Source organism: Pseudomonas sp. Nvir (genome assembly GCF_963778085.1).
Lineage (GTDB): Bacteria > Pseudomonadota > Gammaproteobacteria > Pseudomonadales > Pseudomonadaceae > Aquipseudomonas > Aquipseudomonas juntendi.
The window spans coordinates 2,796,969-2,813,111 of sequence record NZ_OY970405.1; the positions used below are offsets into that span (position 1 = coordinate 2,796,969).

The 16,143-nt window shown below is 63.9% G+C and carries 18 protein-coding genes; 10 read left to right on the plus strand and 8 right to left on the minus strand.

What is annotated here, in order from left to right; all coding sequences use genetic code 11:
- Positions 1-43: 43 nt before the first annotated feature.
- The 8 genes from AACG97_RS13480 to ku all read left to right on the plus strand — a co-directional run bounded on the left by AACG97_RS13480 (position 44) and on the right by ku (position 6,719).
- Positions 44-952, plus strand: coding sequence for an aldo/keto reductase (locus tag AACG97_RS13480; protein WP_115294094.1), 909 nt, complete (start codon positions 44-46; stop codon positions 950-952).
- 4 nt (positions 953-956) lie between these two features.
- A complete protein-coding gene (locus AACG97_RS13485) occupies positions 957-2,240 on the plus strand; it encodes an NTP/NDP exchange transporter (protein WP_197885508.1) in 1,284 nt (427 codons plus the stop codon).
- A gap of 147 nt (positions 2,241-2,387) precedes the next feature.
- On the plus strand, positions 2,388-2,564 hold the full coding sequence (locus AACG97_RS13490) for a general stress protein (RefSeq protein WP_009686902.1): 177 nt from the start codon (positions 2,388-2,390) through the stop codon (positions 2,562-2,564).
- 58 nt (positions 2,565-2,622) lie between these two features.
- Positions 2,623-2,823 (plus strand): hypothetical protein, encoded by a 201-nt coding sequence (locus AACG97_RS13495; RefSeq protein WP_197885507.1) that lies wholly within the window; start codon positions 2,623-2,625, stop codon positions 2,821-2,823.
- A gap of 20 nt (positions 2,824-2,843) precedes the next feature.
- The gene (locus tag AACG97_RS13500) at positions 2,844-4,181 is read left to right on the plus strand and encodes an iron-containing redox enzyme family protein (RefSeq protein WP_197885506.1); all 1,338 of its coding nucleotides are present in this window, start codon (positions 2,844-2,846) and stop codon (positions 4,179-4,181) included.
- Positions 4,181-5,134, plus strand: a complete 954-nt coding sequence (locus AACG97_RS13505) for a methyltransferase (RefSeq protein WP_197885505.1) — start codon at positions 4,181-4,183, stop codon at positions 5,132-5,134. Before AACG97_RS13500 ends, AACG97_RS13505 begins: the two co-directional genes overlap by 1 nt.
- 80 nt (positions 5,135-5,214) lie before the next feature.
- Positions 5,215-5,802 (plus strand): 5'-methylthioadenosine/S-adenosylhomocysteine nucleosidase family protein, encoded by a 588-nt coding sequence (locus tag AACG97_RS13510; protein ID WP_009686898.1) that lies wholly within the window; start codon positions 5,215-5,217, stop codon positions 5,800-5,802.
- Between the two features lie 95 nt (positions 5,803-5,897).
- Positions 5,898-6,719 (plus strand): non-homologous end joining protein Ku, encoded by an 822-nt coding sequence (ku, locus tag AACG97_RS13515; protein WP_009686897.1) that lies wholly within the window; start codon positions 5,898-5,900, stop codon positions 6,717-6,719.
- Between the two features lie 23 nt (positions 6,720-6,742).
- Here the strand turns inward: ku and AACG97_RS13520 are convergent, their stop codons facing one another.
- The 5 genes from AACG97_RS13520 to ligD are packed head-to-tail and all read right to left on the minus strand — an operon-like array spanning position 6,743 to position 12,332.
- Positions 6,743-7,402 (minus strand): glycosyltransferase, encoded by a 660-nt coding sequence (locus AACG97_RS13520; protein ID WP_009686896.1) that lies wholly within the window; start codon positions 7,400-7,402, stop codon positions 6,743-6,745.
- The gene (locus tag AACG97_RS13525; protein ID WP_047150154.1) at positions 7,399-7,998 is read right to left on the minus strand and encodes a class I SAM-dependent methyltransferase; all 600 of its coding nucleotides are present in this window, start codon (positions 7,996-7,998) and stop codon (positions 7,399-7,401) included. Before AACG97_RS13525 ends, AACG97_RS13520 begins: the two co-directional genes overlap by 4 nt.
- A gap of 11 nt (positions 7,999-8,009) precedes the next feature.
- Complete coding sequence (locus tag AACG97_RS13530; protein WP_054881613.1) at positions 8,010-8,765, minus strand: PIG-L deacetylase family protein; 756 nt, start codon at positions 8,763-8,765, stop codon at positions 8,010-8,012.
- Complete coding sequence (locus tag AACG97_RS13535) at positions 8,762-9,805, minus strand: acyl-CoA dehydrogenase family protein (protein WP_009686893.1); 1,044 nt, start codon at positions 9,803-9,805, stop codon at positions 8,762-8,764. The genes AACG97_RS13530 and AACG97_RS13535 overlap by 4 nt, the downstream gene beginning before the upstream one ends.
- A gap of 25 nt (positions 9,806-9,830) precedes the next feature.
- A complete protein-coding gene (gene ligD / locus AACG97_RS13540) occupies positions 9,831-12,332 on the minus strand; it encodes a DNA ligase D (RefSeq protein ID WP_197885502.1) in 2,502 nt (833 codons plus the stop codon).
- Between the two features lie 128 nt (positions 12,333-12,460).
- Here ligD and AACG97_RS13545 point away from each other — a divergent pair, with 128 nt between their 5' ends.
- Together AACG97_RS13545 and AACG97_RS13550 are read left to right on the plus strand one after the other, a co-directional pair.
- On the plus strand, positions 12,461-12,925 hold the full coding sequence (locus AACG97_RS13545; RefSeq protein ID WP_054904694.1) for a hypothetical protein: 465 nt from the start codon (positions 12,461-12,463) through the stop codon (positions 12,923-12,925).
- Positions 12,922-13,146, plus strand: coding sequence for a metallothionein (locus AACG97_RS13550; RefSeq protein WP_197885501.1), 225 nt, complete (start codon positions 12,922-12,924; stop codon positions 13,144-13,146). Before AACG97_RS13545 ends, AACG97_RS13550 begins: the two co-directional genes overlap by 4 nt.
- A gap of 60 nt (positions 13,147-13,206) precedes the next feature.
- On the opposite strand, the gene AACG97_RS13555 is transcribed toward AACG97_RS13550, so the two are convergent.
- Genes AACG97_RS13555 through AACG97_RS13565 form a run of 3 tightly spaced genes read right to left on the minus strand, consistent with a single transcriptional unit; the run spans position 13,207 to position 16,135 of the window.
- Positions 13,207-14,160, minus strand: coding sequence for a lysylphosphatidylglycerol synthase domain-containing protein (locus tag AACG97_RS13555; protein ID WP_197879207.1), 954 nt, complete (start codon positions 14,158-14,160; stop codon positions 13,207-13,209).
- Positions 14,160-15,365, minus strand: a complete 1,206-nt coding sequence (gene clsB, locus AACG97_RS13560; protein WP_197885500.1) for a cardiolipin synthase ClsB — start codon at positions 15,363-15,365, stop codon at positions 14,160-14,162. The genes AACG97_RS13555 and clsB overlap by 1 nt, the downstream gene beginning before the upstream one ends.
- Entirely contained in the window at positions 15,362-16,135 is a 774-nt protein-coding gene (locus AACG97_RS13565; RefSeq protein ID WP_054913153.1) for an endonuclease/exonuclease/phosphatase family protein, read from the minus strand. The genes clsB and AACG97_RS13565 overlap by 4 nt, the downstream gene beginning before the upstream one ends.
- Positions 16,136-16,143: the final 8 nt, after the last annotated feature.

Here is a 16,143-nt window from a genome sequence, read left to right on the forward strand (position 1 = left end):
CGACTAGCCTTGGAAGTTTCCCTGGCATGACGGGAGCTTTTCCATGTATGCACGTCGTGATGTCCTACGCGTGGGTGCTACGTTAGGCCTATTGGCCAGCGCCCCTTGGTTGCACGCGGCCACGCCGGCAGGCATGTTGACCCGCGCCGTACCGTCCAGCGGTGAAGCGCTGCCGGTCATTGGCGCCGGGACTTCGGGCAGTTTCGAGGTTGAAGCCGGTTCGGCTGCCTACCAGCAACTGCGGGCAGTGCTCAAGGCCTTTTTCGACGGTGGCGGGCGGGTGATCGACACCTCGCCCAATTACGGTGGCGCCGACAGCATTCTTGGCCAATTGCTGGAGGAGGGGGGTTGGCATTCACGCTGCTTCATTGCCACCAAGATTGCCGCCGACAGCCGCGCAGAAGCCCAAGCGCAATGGGCTGACAGCCTGAAGCGGCTGCGTACCGACAAGGTCGACCTGTTGCAGGTGCACAACCTGCGTGACTGGCGAACCCAACTGCCCTACGCGCGCGAACTCAAGCAGCAGGGCAAAACCCGCTATGTCGGGATCACCCATTACCTGAACAGTGGCCACGCCGAGGTCGCCGAGCTGGTGCGCAGCGAGGCGCTGGATTTCATCCAGATCAACTACTCGGTCAGTGCCCCCCAGGCGGCCCGTGAATTGCTGCCGTTGTGCCAGGAGCGGGGTGTGGCGGTGCTGATCAACCGCGCGTTCGACGATGGGCGCCTGTTCACCCGCGTCAAAGACCAGCCGTTGCCCGGCTGGGCCGCTGAAGCGGGCATCGGCAGCTGGGCGCAGCTGTTTCTCAAGTTCGCCATCAGCCACCCGGCGGTGACGACGGTAATTCCCGCCACCGGTCGGCCAGATCGCCAGCTCGACCAGCTGAAGGCTGGCCAGGGCCCACTGCTTACCCAGGCGCAGCAACAGGCGCTGATCAGGCAATTCACCTGAGCGTATGAATGCCTGGCGGCGGCGCCTGGATCAAGGGCTGAACATACAGCCCGGCGAAGGCCCGGCGGTTATCGCCGGCCTGCTGCTGTTCTATTGCCTGTTTACCGGTTACTTCATGCTGCGCCCTGTGCGCGAAACCATGGGCGTTGCCGGTGGCGTTGACAACCTGCAGTGGTTGTTCACCGGAACCTTCATCGCCAGCCTGGCATGCCTGCCGGTGTTCGGCTGGCTGGCCAGTGGCGTGCAACGCCGGTTCATCCTGCCTTGTACCTATGGTTTTTTTGTCAGCAACCTGCTGCTGTTCGCTGTGTTGTTTACCCGCACACCAGACAACCTGTGGGCGGCGAGGGCGTTCTACATCTGGCTTTCGGTGTTCAACCTGCTGACCATCTCGCTGGCCTGGAGCGTGCTCGCCGACCTGTTTTCTACGGCCCAAGGCAAGCGCCTGTTCGGCCTGTTGGCCGCCGGGGCCAGCCTGGGTGGCCTCAGCGGGCCGATCCTGGGCACGCTACTGGTGGCGCCGCTGGGCCATGCCGGGTTGCTGCTGCTGGCGGCGGTATTCCTGCTCGGCAGCATTGGGGCAAGCCTGTTTCTGCAGCGCTGGCGACAGCGCCATCCGTTGCCAGCGTATGCCGAGCGTGGTGCAGCAAGGCCGCTGGGCGGCAACCCACTGGCCGGTGCCACTGCGGTACTGCGCTCGCCTTATCTGTTGGGCATTGCGCTGTTCGTGGTGTTACTGGCAAGTGTCAGTACCTTCCTGTACTTCGAGCAGGCGCGCATCGTCAGCCAGACTTTCACCGACCCCACCCGGCAAACCCAGGTGTTCGGCTTGATCGACAGCGTTGTGCAAGCCTTGGCCATCCTCACGCAAGTCTTCCTCACCGGGCGGCTGGCACGTCGCCTGGGGGTAGGCATATTGCTGATGGCCGTGCCGCTGGTGATGGCAGTGGGCTTCTTGTGGCTGGCGCTGGCCCCGGTGTTCGCGGTGTTCGTAATGGTCATGGTGGTGCGCCGTGCAGGGGAGTATGCGCTGGTACGACCGGGGCGCGAGATGCTGTTCACCGTGTTGCCGGCCGAGGACAAGTACAAGGCCAAGAACTTCATCGACACCGTGGTGTACCGGGGTGGCGACGCCCTCAGTGGCTGGCTCAAGCGTGCCCTGGACGTGATGGGCGAACACCCGCAACTGGCCATGCTGATTGGGGCGGTACTGGCCGTGGCCTGGGCGGCCACCGGCGGTTGGCTTGGCCGCCGTCAGGCCCATATGGATAACCCGCCGCGCGACTGAAAGGTGCGCCAAATAAGCACTTGCCGCTTATTTAATGCCACCGGTCCGAAGCCTGCCAATTGAAACGAATCCCGACCCGAGCCTGTACTCCGAATTCATGTACGGCGCTGAAGCCGTGCATCCCGAAATCATATGAGGTTTCAGACCATGGCCACTAAAGACAATAGCCGTACCGGCAACCAACAAGGCAGCCAGGGCGGTAACAAGAACTCGGGCAACTTCGCCAATGACCGCGAAAAAGCCTCCGAGGCAGGCCGCAAGGGTGGGCAGCATTCCAGCGGCGGCCAAACCAGTGAATCGGGCCGCAAAGGCGGCCGCTCGTAAACGAGGCCCTGCAGTGCCGGGGAACCGGCACTGCCATCGAGTAGCCCTGGAGGTCGTTATGCAATGGTTACCTGTGGCGGCCCTGTCGGGCGCCCTGTTGCTGGTTGGCGGCTGTTTCGACCGAGACAATGGCCACCCCGGCAAAGACAACGCCGACACCACCAAGCCGTCCCTGCAAATGCAACAACCCAGTGACAAGCCCGCCCCCCAACCTGCGCCAGATCCTGAACCGATGCCAGGTCAGAAACCCAGCCAATGAACGCGCATGAGGAAAACGGCATGACGGTCATGACACGCAAGACCGCCGCGACAGTTCCGGCCTCACTGGCCACAACCAGCCTGCAACAGCGTTACGAAGCCTTGCTGGCAGGCACTGATAACGCTGGCGCGCAATGGTTGAATGAGCAACTGGAGCGTGCCAGGCACTTGCCGGATGACCTGCCAGCCGACCCCGTGGAGCTTGAAGCCTGGAGCGCGCACCACGCCGGGCAAGTAGCTCTAGGTTTTGCCGCCTACTTGGCACAACGCCAGCAAGGTGGGCCACGCCGCTATTTTGCTACGCGCGCGCAAGCGCTATGGTTCCTGCAACAGGTGGCACCGACCAAGGCGGTGGATGGTGCGTGGTTGCACAGTACGTTGCGGCATTGGGCAGACCCGCGCTACCACGGGTTGATCCGGACCTACCTGGAAGAATTGGGCAGCGGTGATGTGCGCTGCAACCATGTGGCGATCTATCAGCGGCTGATGAGCCGCCTGGGTTGCCAGGAACCGTTGCACCTTGAAGACGAACGCTATTTGCAGGGGGCACTGCAGCTGGCACTGGGCCGCTACGGTGAGGACTTCCTCCCTGAGCTGATCGGTTACAACCTCGGCTACGAACAACCACCGCTGCATTTGCTGATTACCACCTATGAACTCGCCGAATTGGGCATCGACGGCCAGTATTTCCAATTGCATGTCACGATCGACAACGCCGCCAGCGGTCACGCCCACCTGTCAATCCAGGCCTTGCGCAAACTCAGCCCGCGCAGTGACCCCTCCGGGTTCTACCAGCGAGTACGGCACGGCTACCGCCTGAATGACCTTGGCGTGGACACACCCACCCTGGTCAGCCTTTTCGACCTGGAAGCGGAATTGGTGCAGGCCTTGGAACAGAAGCGCCAGTTTGGCCAGTTCATGCATTCAGACCGGTGCCGGCTGCAGGGGCGCACCATCAACCAATGGCTGGCGGAACCTGGCGCAATGCCGCACTTTCTGCAGGCGCTGCAGGCGCAGGGCTGGATTCGCCGCGGTGAAGAACCCGCGCAAAGCCGCTGGTGGGCACTCGTGGATGGGCCGTCAGCACCTATGTACGGTGTGTTCACCGCCTATGAAAAGCAGTTGTGGCACGACTGGATCGCAGCAGGTTGGCAGTCGCGCATTCGTCGCCTGCTCCCCGGAAGCTGGCAGTTGCCGGCATCCCCGGAAGGTGCCGCTGTGAATGTCGACGCGCACGATCACGATATTGAAGCGCTCATCGAACGCATGGCTGGTAATCGTCACGCGACGCCTGACGGGCTGCAGGCGACCCGCGCCTATCTGCAGGCCACGGGGATGATCCAGGAGCAAGCGCGCTGATGGTGCCGGACCCGCAAGTACTTGCCAGTGACGATGCGTTGGTGGAATTGGGCCAGCGCCTGCGTGCCGCAGGTTACCGTTTCACCTGCGTGACACCGGCCACACACGCTCGCGTCATGGCCCGCTGCGCCGGCGAGCAGGCACGCACCCTGCGCGATGTGTTCGGCTGGAGTCAGGCGTTCAGCCCCGGGCTGGTAACCGCGGATCTAATGGCCCTGCTGCAGCGCGCGGAGGGCTTGACTGCGGCACCTCAACAGTCGTTTCGCAGCGCGGTGCGCTGGTCCACCCTGGATGACCTGTTACTGGTGCATTCTGCCTACCCGACCGAGGCCGCGGACGCGGTGTTCTTCGGCCCAGACAGCTACCGCTTCGCCCAGGTCATCCATGACCACCTGCGACACACCCCCAACCGGGTTGAGCATGCCGTAGACATTGGCTGTGGAACCGGCATTGGCGCCTTGCTGATCGCGCGGGCGGCGCACCATGCGCAGGTTTCTGCGGTGGATATCAACCCGCTTGCCCTGCGCTACACCGCCGTGAATGCAGCGTTGGCTGGCGTCAGCAATATTTCGGTGAAGCACAGTGACCTGCTGGACGATGTGCCCGGCAACTTCGACCTGATCGTTGCCAACCCGCCCTACATGCTCGATGTGGGCGAGCGGACCTACCGGCATGGCGGTGGCGCCCTGGGGGCCGCGTTGTCGTTGCGGATTGTCGAGCAGGCTCGTGAGCGGCTGACCCCGGGCGGCTCGTTGCTGTTGTATACCGGTGTGGCGATTGTGGACGGCCATGATCCCTTGCTCGAGGCTGTTCGCCTGCGTCTGGCCGGCCCCACGTGCTCTTGGGTGTATCGGGAAATCGACCCTGATGTGTTCGGGGAGCAACTGGCTGAGCCGGGTTATGAAGCCGTGGAGCGGATAGCCGCCGTAGCCCTGACGGTTACCCGCCTGTAGAAGTGTCACGGCGTACTTGCAATTGGCCGGGGTTGCCCGACAATGGCGCGCCCCTTGCCGCCACACGGACCACCCGCACCATGATGCTGACCACGCAATTCCCCGATATCTCCCTGGATGACACTTTGTTCGTTTTCGCCCTTGAAGCCGAAGCGGGCGAGGTGTTCCGCGAAATGAACACCGTGTTCACCGGTATCGGCAAGGTCAATGCCGCTATCGCCCTGACCAAGGCTATCGCTGTGCGCCGCCCCAGGCTGATCGTCAACCTGGGTTCTGCTGGCAGCCAGCGCCACGGTAAAGGCGTTGTCGTGTGCTGCAACCGTTTCGTGCAGCGCGACATGGACGTGACGCCGTTGGGTTTCGCCCGTTACGAGACGCCACTGGCGAATACCCCGGTGCTACTCGAACACGGTGCGGCCATACCCGGCCTGGCGCTGGAAACCTGCGGCAGTGGCGACAGCTTCGAAACCAACCACAGCGATGCGCCTTACGACGTGGTCGACATGGAAGCCTATGTGCTGGCCTTGATCGCCCGCAGCGAAGGTATTCCGTTTGTGTGCCTGAAGTACATCTCCGATGACGCGGGCAGCGAGGCTGCCGGTGATTGGGCCGTACAGGTTCACCTGGCGGCCGAAGCGTTCAAGCGTGTGCTGTTCAACGCGGTCTGATTGCCGGCCATTGGTGGCCGTGGGGCAATGCCATTAAACCTTCGCCACCCGGTGCAGTCACTGTTGGTATCGGCAGCCAACTTTGGAGCAGTGTCATGGCTCGGGCAATCTGGAAAGGCGCTATCAGCTTCGGGCTCGTGCATATCCCCGTGGCCCTCAACACTGCGGTGCGCACCGAACGGGTGGACTTCGACTGGTTGGACAAGCGCAGCATGGAGCCTGTGGGCTACAAGCGGGTGAACAAGGTCACCGGCAAGGAAATCGACAAGGACAACATCGTCAAAGGCGTGGAGTATGAAAAGGGCCGCTATGTGGTGATCAGCGAGGAGGAGATCCGCAAGGCTCGCCCTGAAGCCACCCAGACGATCGATATCTTCTCCTTTGTCGAAGCTGGCGAAATACCCCTGCAGCACTTCGATACCCCGTATTACCTCACCCCCGACCGGCGCGGCGGCAAAGTCTATGCATTGCTGCGCGAGACGCTGGAAAAAACCGGCAAGGTGGCGCTGGCCACGGTGGTGCTGCACACCCGCCAGCACCTGGCGCTGCTGCGCCCTCTGGATGACGCGCTGGTGATGATCACTTTGCGCTGGCCCGAGGAGGTGCGCGGGCTGGAGACCCTGGAGCTGGACAGCAGTGTGACCGATACCAAGGTCGACAAGCGTGAACTGGACATGGCCAAGCGCCTGGTCGAAGACATGAGCGGGCCGTGGAAGCCCGAGGACTACCATGACGCCTTCCGCCAGACCATTCTGGACCTGGTGGAAGAAAAGGCCAGCAAAGGCAAGATCGCTACAGTCGAGAAAGGCAAGGCCGCCAGCGCCGAGAAAGGTGCTGATATCCTCGACCTTACCGAGCTGCTGAAACGCAGCCTCGGCGGCAAGAAGCCGGCGAAGAAGCCGCGCAAGGCCTCCTGAGCGAAGCCCCGCAAGCGCTTCGATCAAACCAGAGCCTGCAGACCCGCCAGGTAATCGCCAAAGCCTTCCCGGGCGCGGCTGTCGCGGCGGCTGCTGGTGGCCACGCTGTGCCTGGCCGTCCAGACGATCTGCGCGCCACTGGCTTGCAGGTCGCTGACCAGTTGCACGTCTTCATGGGCGGCCAAGGGCTGGAAGCCGCCGACTCGCGCATAGGCGTCGGCGCACACGCCCAGGTTGGCGCCATGAATGTGCCGGTGCCCCTCGCGCTGCTCGTAACGGCTTTGGTAGAGCTGGCGCAGGGCTGCCGTCTGCCACGGCTGCCAGTATTCGACGTGTACCGTGCCACAGACAACCTCGGCACTGCAGGCCAGCTGCGACAACAACCAGTGCCCCGGTACCCGGCTGTCGGCATCGGTACAGGCCAGCCACCGCGCACCACGGTCGACCATGTGCGCCGCGCCCACCCGCCGGGCCATGCCCACACTGCCAGCCTCCACCTCCAGCACCTGCACACCAAAACGCCGCGCCACGGCGGCGCTGCCATCGCTGCAGCGGTCGAGCACGACCAGCACCTCGACCCGATGGCCAGCCTGCTGTGCCTGCACGGCGGCGATCAGCACCGCACGCAGGCAACGGCCGAGGCGGCGGGCTTCGTTATGGGCCGGAATCACGACGGCGATCATGGGCAAGTCTCGTCTAGGTCGACCACACTGGGCTGGGCTGACCAGTACTCGAGCACGAAGTCCGCTTCATCATGCTGGAACTGCTTGTAGAGGGGCAGGTGGCGGGCCAGCATGCGATGCACTTCACGCCCATCCTGCGGGCAACCGACAATGGGGTGCTTCCAGTGGCATGCCAGCAGGCCGCCGTCGTAAGACAGGCTGGCGACCGCTTGTTCGATTACTTGCAGCCAGTCGGTGGGGTCCAGGTAGTAGCCCACCTCGCTCAGCACGATCAGGTCGAAGCGCCCACCAGGCCAGTCTGCCGGGAGCCGCGCAAGTTCCACAGACGCATTGTGCATTTGAGCCAAGCGTTCGCGGGCCAGCCCCACGGCGGTGGGATCGAGGTCCTGGCATAGCAGTTCCCCGCTGCGTTCGGCCAGCAGTGCGCTTAGCTCGCCATTGGCGCAGGCTGGTTCGAATACCCGCTGGTAGCATTGACGGGGCAGGCTGGCCATGACCAGCTCGCGCTTGCGCTTCTCGTACCAACGGGTGCGAAAAGCCCACGGGTCTTCATTGGTCGCATACAAGTCGGCGAAATACTGTGGGTCGAGGCTCATGACAACTCCAGTCAAAGGAACACCAGTTCGAAAGGTTGCAGCAGGCAATCCAGCAGGTTTGCCGGTAGCACCGGCGGCCGCTCACCGTCTGCCTGCAACTGGCTGGCATGGGCGGCGAGGGCCTTGCGCTTGCGCGCCAACCGGGCTTCATCCAGCTGCAGGCGGTGGGCACGGGGCCAGGGCAGGCGAGGGTCGTCGGGTTGCGCCCAGTGCCAGGCCCAGACCGGGACCTCGGCCAGTTGCACTTGCCGCGCCAATGCCGCGTGGGCGGCGGCGCGCCCGACGGCCTCGTGGTCGCAATGACCGTCATTGCGCCAGGTAGCCATCAACAGGTCGTCCGGGCGCAACAATTGAGTCAGATGGCTGACGAGGAACGCTTCCTCTCGCGGCAATTGGCCGTCCTTGAGGTTGAGCCGGCGCCAGTCCACGCGGTTCGGGTCCAGGTCAAGCTGCTGCAATGCCAGGCGACTTTCCTGGGGGCGTTGGCGACGCAGGCGATGCTCGCTCCACTGGGTTGAGCCAGGGTGGCTGCCTTCACCATCGGTTGCGGAAATCAGCACCAGGTCGGCTTCACGGCCTTTGAAGCTGCTCAGCAGGCCGCCTGCCATGAGGATTTCATCATCCGGGTGGGGCGCAATCATCACCAGGCGGCGCCCAGGCGGGCAGAGCCGGGCGGGGTCGAGCCATGTGGCCCGGGCGAGGTGGGCGGCCTGCTGCCAGTCGGCCCAAGGGGTGCCGCTGCTGGCCTGGATCAAGTTCTCACTCATAGCTGCCACGCTCCTGCCGGCACCTGCGCCAGCTGTTGGCCCAGCGCTGCCAGGTCACGCTCCGCGTGGCTCTGGCGCAGATACACCGGCAAATCGGCGCTCAAACGGGCGAAGTGGCTGTTGCGGCAGAACGGTGTGGCACCCAAGGCCCGCCCGACATGGCTGATGACCTGGTCCACGGCCTGCTCGACCTGGGCGCGGGTGCGCCGCACTTCAAAACTGGCATCTGCACCCGGCTGCCGGTCGATCCAGGCGGCGCATTCACGCAGCGCCGCACGCGCACCATACAAAGCGGCGTCCACCGCCCCGAGGTGGGCATCGGCATGCGGGTCGGGCCGCGGCTTGCGGCAATACTCGCGCAGGTAGTCGGCCAGGGCCTCGGCCGCACCATACCAGCACGCGGCGATACCGCCGCCGCCGTGCCAGAAACCAGGGCGCGCCAGGTACTGGCCAGGTTTGCCGATCAGCGTTGCCGGGGTGTTGTCGAAGGTAACCTCGACGCTGGCCGTGGTAGCCATGCCCACGGCTTGCCAATGCTCGATGTTCAGCCCCTGGTCAGGCTGCGACAGTTCGATGGCGACCAACTGCTGCTGACCCTGCTCATCCCAGGCCGTGAGCAATGCCCGGTCGATCTGCAACGCCCCGGAACACCAGGCTTTGGTGCCTTGCAAACGTACCCTGTCGCCGTCGCGGGAGGTTATGACCGCGCGGGCATCAGGTGGCTCGGCGGCCCACACGCCCCAAATGCCCTCTGCCACGTGATGTGCAGCTGCGCACTCCGCCAGAATCGCCAAAGCATCGGTGTGCCCTTCATACAGCTTGGCCAGGGCCAGGTCGCAACCCGCCACGCGGGCCAACGTCTGCCAACGGCGCAAGGTATTGCCCTGGCCTGGCAACGGCAGCAGGTCCAGGTGGTCGGCCTGCAGCGCCTGCATCAGCTGAGGCAACTGAGTGTCGAGGTTGAGGGGCTGTTGACGATCACCAAATGTACGCAGTAGGCGGTCGAAATGGGTCAGGTTGAAGTCCTGGACGATGCTCATGGGCGGGTCTCCTGATGCGTGGCCACTAGGCAAGCCCCAGCTGTTTGCGCATGCGCGCCGTAATAGACTGGCGGACCCTGCCCAGGTCCGCCCACGGGTCGTCGACCTCTGCCAGGCGCGCGGGCAGGTTGGCGATGTTCCATTGGTTGGCGGCTTTGAGCGCGGTCAGTTCCTCACGCCAGATGGGCACCGACACCGGCATGCCTTCCCGTGCACGCAGGGAATAGGCACACGCGGTTGTTGCCCCCCTGGCGTTGCGCAGATAGTCGATGAAGATGCGCCCGATGCGGTTCTTGGGCCCTGAAACAGCGCTGAGGCGGTCCGGAAACAGCTTGGCCAGGTACTCGACGATGGCATGGCTGAAGGCTTTGACCTCGTCCCAACCCGCGCGGCGGGTCAGCGGTACCACCAGGTGTATGCCCTTGCCGCCGCTGGTCTTGATGAACACTTTCAGGCCAAGCTCGTCGAGCAGGGTGAGGGTGAGTTGAGTGGCTTCCAGCATGGCCTTCCAGGGCAGCGCGGGGTCAGGGTCGAGGTCGAGCACGAAGCGGTCGGGCTTGTCGAAGTCCTTGTCAGTGGCATTCCAGCTGTGCAGCTCGAGCATGTTCATCCGCACCGCGCCCAGCAGGGTATCGGCGCGGTTGATGACCATGGCCGCCTGGCCGGCCTGGGCCTTGTCGTATTCGAGCACATTGGGCAGGTGCAGCTGGCTGGCGTTCTTCTGGAAGAAAAGCTCACCGGCCAGGCCATCGGGTGCGCGCACCAATGCCACCGGGCGGTGCTGGATCTGGGGTAGCAACCACTGGCTGACGGCGGCGTAATACTCGGCCACATCGCGCTTGGTCACGCCCGTGGTAGCGTCGATCACCCGGTCAGGGTGGGTAAGGTGCAGGTCCTCTGAAAGCGGCGCTGCTTTGCCGCGTTTGCGGCGGGGCGTTGTGTTGGTGGACATGGGGCGTTCCAGGTCGATGGCGGTGGCGGGCTTGTCATCGCGCAGGCCATGGAAGACCGAATGGCGCACAATGCCGTCCCGGGTCATCTGGGCATACGCCACTTCAGCCAGCAGCTGCGGCTTCAGCCAGTGCACACCGCGGGCTTCTGCGCCGCTGGGCGGGCGGGTCACGGCGGGCTTGGCAATTTCCAGTGGCTGCAGGCGCGTATGGATGCTGGCCAGGGTGGCAGCCGTGAAGCCGGTACCGACCTTGCCGGCATAGCGCAGCTCGCCATTGTCCGGGTCGTGCAGGGCCAGCAGCAGGGCCCCGAAGCCGCTGCGGCTGCCTTTGGGGTCGGTGTAGCCAACCAGCACGAACTCCTGGCGGCGCTTGCATTTGAGCTTGATCCAGTCCCCGCTGCGGCGGCCGCTGTAGGGGCTGTCTGCACGTTTACCGATCAGCCCTTCGAGTTCCAGGCGGCAGGCGCTGGCCAGCAGGGCGTCGACCGGTTCGTCGAAGTCGGCGGAATATTTGAGTACGTCTGACGCGTCGTGATCGAGGAGGGTTTTCAGCGTTTCGCGGCGATCCTGTAGCGGTGCGTGACGCAGGTCCTGGCCACCCAGAAAGGGCAGGTCGAATACGTAGTAAGTGATGTGCTCGTCCTGCTCGGTGTCGAAGGCGTTCTGTAACGCCTGGAAGTCCGCTGCGCCATTTTCGTCAGCCACTACCATTTCGCCATCCAGCCAGGCCGAATCGATCCCCAGCGCGCGCAGTGCCGCAAGCTGGCGGGGCATCTTGCTGCTCCAGTCATGGCCGTTGCGGGTAAATAGCCGCACATCGTCGCCGTCGATACGAGCCAGGATGCGATAGCCATCGAACTTGACCTCATAGCGCCAGTCGCCCTGGGGCGGCGTGTCCACCAAGGTGGCCAGCTGTGGCTGCAACTGGTTCGGCAATGCGGCTTGGCGAACCTTACCGGGGCGCTTGCGGGTAGCCCGCGGCTTGGCGGCGGCTTGCTTGGCTGCCGGCTTGCGGGGGATCAGGGTGCGGTCACTGAGCACGCTGTCGGGCTGCGCGTCGACGATGCTGTACTCGGCTTCGCTACGGGCCTGGGCATCGTGGGATTTGACCAGCATCCATTGTTCTTTCTTGCCCGCCAGGTGGGTGCGGAACAGGTGCCACACCCCCGACAGTTTTTCGCCTTGCAAACGAAACTTGAGCTTGCCCTTGGCATAGCCCTCATGGGCGTCGCCCTCCGGCTCCCAGATGCCGCGATCCCAGACGATGACATCGCCAGCCCCGTAGTGGCCTTCAGGGATATGGCCCTCGAAATCGGCATAGTCCAGCGGGTGGTCCTCGACGTGCACGGCCAAGCGGCGCACCTTCGGGTCCAGCGAGGGGCCTTTGGGGATCGCCCAGCTCTTCAACGTACCGCCCAACTCCAGGCGGAAATCGTAATGCAGGTGGCTGGCGTCGTGTTTCTGAATGCAGAACTGCAGCGCATGGGCTTTTTTGCCACGGCTGCGTTTGCCACTGGGCTCGGGCGTTGCGTTGAAGTCGCGCTTGCGCGCGTATTCCTGCAGGGGCTTGGCCATGTCCGGCTCCGGGCAAATCGCACTCTGTAGAGGTGGGAGGCGCCGGGCAGGCAGGGAGTTCAAAAAACTCTGAATCTTCGGCCACCGGATGCAGTCGACCGAATGCAGCCAACTGACGGAGAACGTACATGGCCCGAACAGAAGATCCTAAGCCCTACACCCCAACCGAGATCGACGACACCGAGGACCGCATGGGCAGCGTGCACGAACTGGACTTCGATGAGCGCCTGGACGAACGCCAGGGGCGGGTAGGGGACGAGCGCCCGGCGAGCGAGATCGAGCGCGAATTCCCACCAGAGCGTGTTGCCGAAAGCGGCATGACGGGTGGCGAAGCGCTGAGCGACAGCCTGCATGAAGACAACGTCACCTACGACGACCTGAGCCCGGATACGCTGCTGGATGAAACCGGCGCCCGTGACCCGCACGAGCCCGGCGGCGGCGACGGCCCGGCTGATATGGACCTGCGCGAAGTGGATGCCGACGAAATCGGTGGCGGCTTTGGGCTGGATGAAGCCGAACTGGCACGTTCCGCACCGCTTGACGGGAAACCCTGGACCGATGATGTGATCGATGACGAGGAGAGCAGATCATGAACCAGCAATGTTGTGCCTGTACCGACTGTTCCTGCACCGTGGATGCCAATGCCTTGCAGCGTGACGGCAAGGCCTATTGCTGTGAGGCCTGCGCCAACGGCCATAGCCATGGCGAGGGCTGCAGGATGCAAGCCTGCCATTGCAGCGAAAAACCGGACGAAAATGCCGTAGACAATGCGCTGGATGAGACCTTCCCGGCGAGCGACCCGATTTCCCCTTGAGCTCGCCTTGTTGGCGCGGCACCACGCCGCGCCGACGTTAAGCGCGCCTGCCCCGCACCATCAGGTTTGCACCGAATTGTCGCGCTGGCGCATGGCCTTGGCGCGCTTCTCAAGCACCAGATAAGTCACGATCGCAACCACCAGCGGTATCAGGTAGTACAGGGTGCGATAGCCCAAGAGCGCGGCTACCAGCGTGCCCTGCGCCATCTGCCCGTGCAGCAGGGCGAGGAACACCGCTTCCAGCACACCCAGGCCCGCCGGGATATGTGCAACCACGCCTGCCACGCAACTGATCAACAGGATTCCGAGGATGGCGGGGTAGAAGGCGTCGCCCGGCAGCAACCAGTAAATCAGCAGCGCCATCAATGCCCAGTTGCTGGCCCCCAGCGCTACCTGGCAGAGCGCAAGGCGCAGGGTTGGCAAAGTGACTTCGTGCTCGCGCCAGCGCCACGTGCGCTTCTTGGCCAGGCCACAGGCCAGCAGATACGCCGCGGTGATTGCCAGCAACAGCACGCCGATCAGGCGCAGCCCTGTGGTGCCCACAGCCCAGTTGCCCGGCAGTTCGACCAGACCCAGGGCGAACACACTGCCGGCCAGCAGCATATAGCCCATCCAGTTGGTGAGCAGGCCCAGCGTCAGAATGCGCGTGATGGTGGGGGTATCGAGCCCCAGGCGCCCATACAGGCGGTAGCGCAAGGCAACCCCGCCGACCCAGGTGGTGAAGTTGAGGTTGAACGCGTAGCACACGAAGGCGACCGGCAGCACTTGCCGGGCGGGCAGCTGATGACCGGTGTAGGCGCGGGCCAGCAGGTCGTAGCTGGCGAACGTCAGGTAACTGCACACCGCAATTGCCAGGCCGATCACCAGCGTTCCAGGCTTGTAGGCGAGCAGCGACTGGCGCACTTCGTTCCAGTCCAGGTTGCGCGCCAATTGGTACAGCAGCACAGGGATCAGGATCAGGAACGCGACCGTCAATACGCGCTTGGCCCAGGTTTGCCAGGTTGTCCGTGCCATCAGGTATTGCCCTCGTGCAGGTCGCCGGCCGTGGCCTCGACGTCTGGCTGCAGCGAACGCAGCCGTTGGCGGTGTGCGGGCAACCAGCCGGCGATGCGCGGGAAAAGGCGCGCCGCATGGAAGCAGGCGAAGATCAGCGGTGCCCGCCACCAGTAGCCACGGATCATGCGTTCCAGAGTCACCGGCTTGCACTGCTCGTGCGCAAGTGACTGCAGGTGCTCGCCGAGCAGCTGGTTGAAAGCGCGGTCGCGGATGAACAGGTTGGCTTCCAGGTTCAGCGACAGGCTCAACGGGTCGAGGTTGCTGGAACCCACGGTCGCCCACTCGTCGTCCACCAGCGCCACTTTGCCGTGCAAGGGCCGCTTGCAGTATTCATGAATGACCACGCCATCACGCAGCAGGTAGTTGTACAGCAACCGCGACAGTGCACGGACCCAGCGCATGTCTGGCTGCCCCTGCAGGATCAGGTGCACAGCCACCCCGCGGCGGGCAGCGTTGCGCAACTCGCGCAGCAGCCGGTAGCCGGGGAAGAAGTAGGCATTGGCCACTACGATACGTTCTTTGGCACCGCGAAACGCCTGCAGGTACTGGCTTTCGATGGCTGTCCTGCGCACGCCATTGTCACGCTCTACCAGCACGGCGGTGGTGGACCCGGCGGGCTCGGTCAACGGCCGCACGGCGCTTGGTTCCTGCAGCACCGGCGACATCAGGCGCTTGCTGGCGGCATGCACCTGTGCCACCACTGGGCCGGTTACCTCGACGGCATAGTCCTGCTTGGCCATGGGGCCGAAGTCGCCCAGGTGATCGGCGCTGTAGTTGATGCCGCCAATGAAGGCCCGCTCGCCATCGATGACCACGATCTTGCGGTGCAGGCGCCGGAACAGGTTGGTACGCATGCCCACCAGGCGCGGCTGCGGGTCGAAGGCGTGGAAACTCACGCCGGCATCTGTCATGGCCGCGATGAACGGCGCGGGCAGGTCGCCGGTACCGTAGCCGTCCACCACCACTTCGACACGCACGCCGCGGCGGGCCGCGTCGATCAGCGCCTGCTGCAGTTGTCGGCCGACCTTGTCGTCGAAAATGATGAAGGTTTCCAGCAGGATTTCCTCCTGGGCACGGGCCATGGCCTCGAACACACAGGGGTAATACTGCTCGCCGTTGATCAGCAACTTTACGTTGTTGCCCTCTACCCAAGGTCTGTTCACAGGTGAATCTCCGCGGCCAATGGTGCGTGGTCGGAAAGGTGCGACCACGGGTAATTCGACAGTACCTGGGCAGCGCTCGGCATGGCGTTGCGCAGGTAGATGCGGTCAAGGCGCAGCAGCGGCAGACGCGCCGGGAAGCTGCGTGCCGGGGTGCCGAAGCGCTCGCCAAAGGCCTCTACCAGGTGCTCGCCTAACACGGCATCTGCCTTCAGGCGCCAGTCGTTAAAATCGCCGGCGACGATGACCGGCGCTTGCGGCGGCAGGCTGGCCAGCAGGTCGAGCAAGAGTTGGATCTGGCTTTGCCGATGCGCTTCGCGCAGGCCCAGGTGCACACAAATGGCGTGCACCTGGTCGTGCCCTGGCACCTCGAGTTGGCAATGCAGCAGGCCGCGTTGTTCCTTGCCTTGCACCGACACATCGAGGTTGTTGAAGCGCCGGATGGGAAATTTCGACAGCAAGGCGTTGCCGTGGTCACCCTGCGGGTACACGGCATTGCGGCCATAAGCGAACTGGGGCCACATGCTGTCGGCAAGGAATTCATATTGTGGGGTATCAGGCCAGGCCGGGTGGCGCAAGGCATGCTGCTGATGGCTGCCATGCACTTCCTGCAGGAACACCAGGTCTGCGCCGGTGGCACGGACCGCTTCACGCAGCTCAGGCAGGATGAAGCGGCGGTTGAAGAAGGTGAAGCCCTTGTGCACGTTCAGCGTGAGTACGTTCAAACGGCGCACGGCGGTAGACTGATCGGTGCTACGCGGCAAAGCAGTCATGGGTTCGT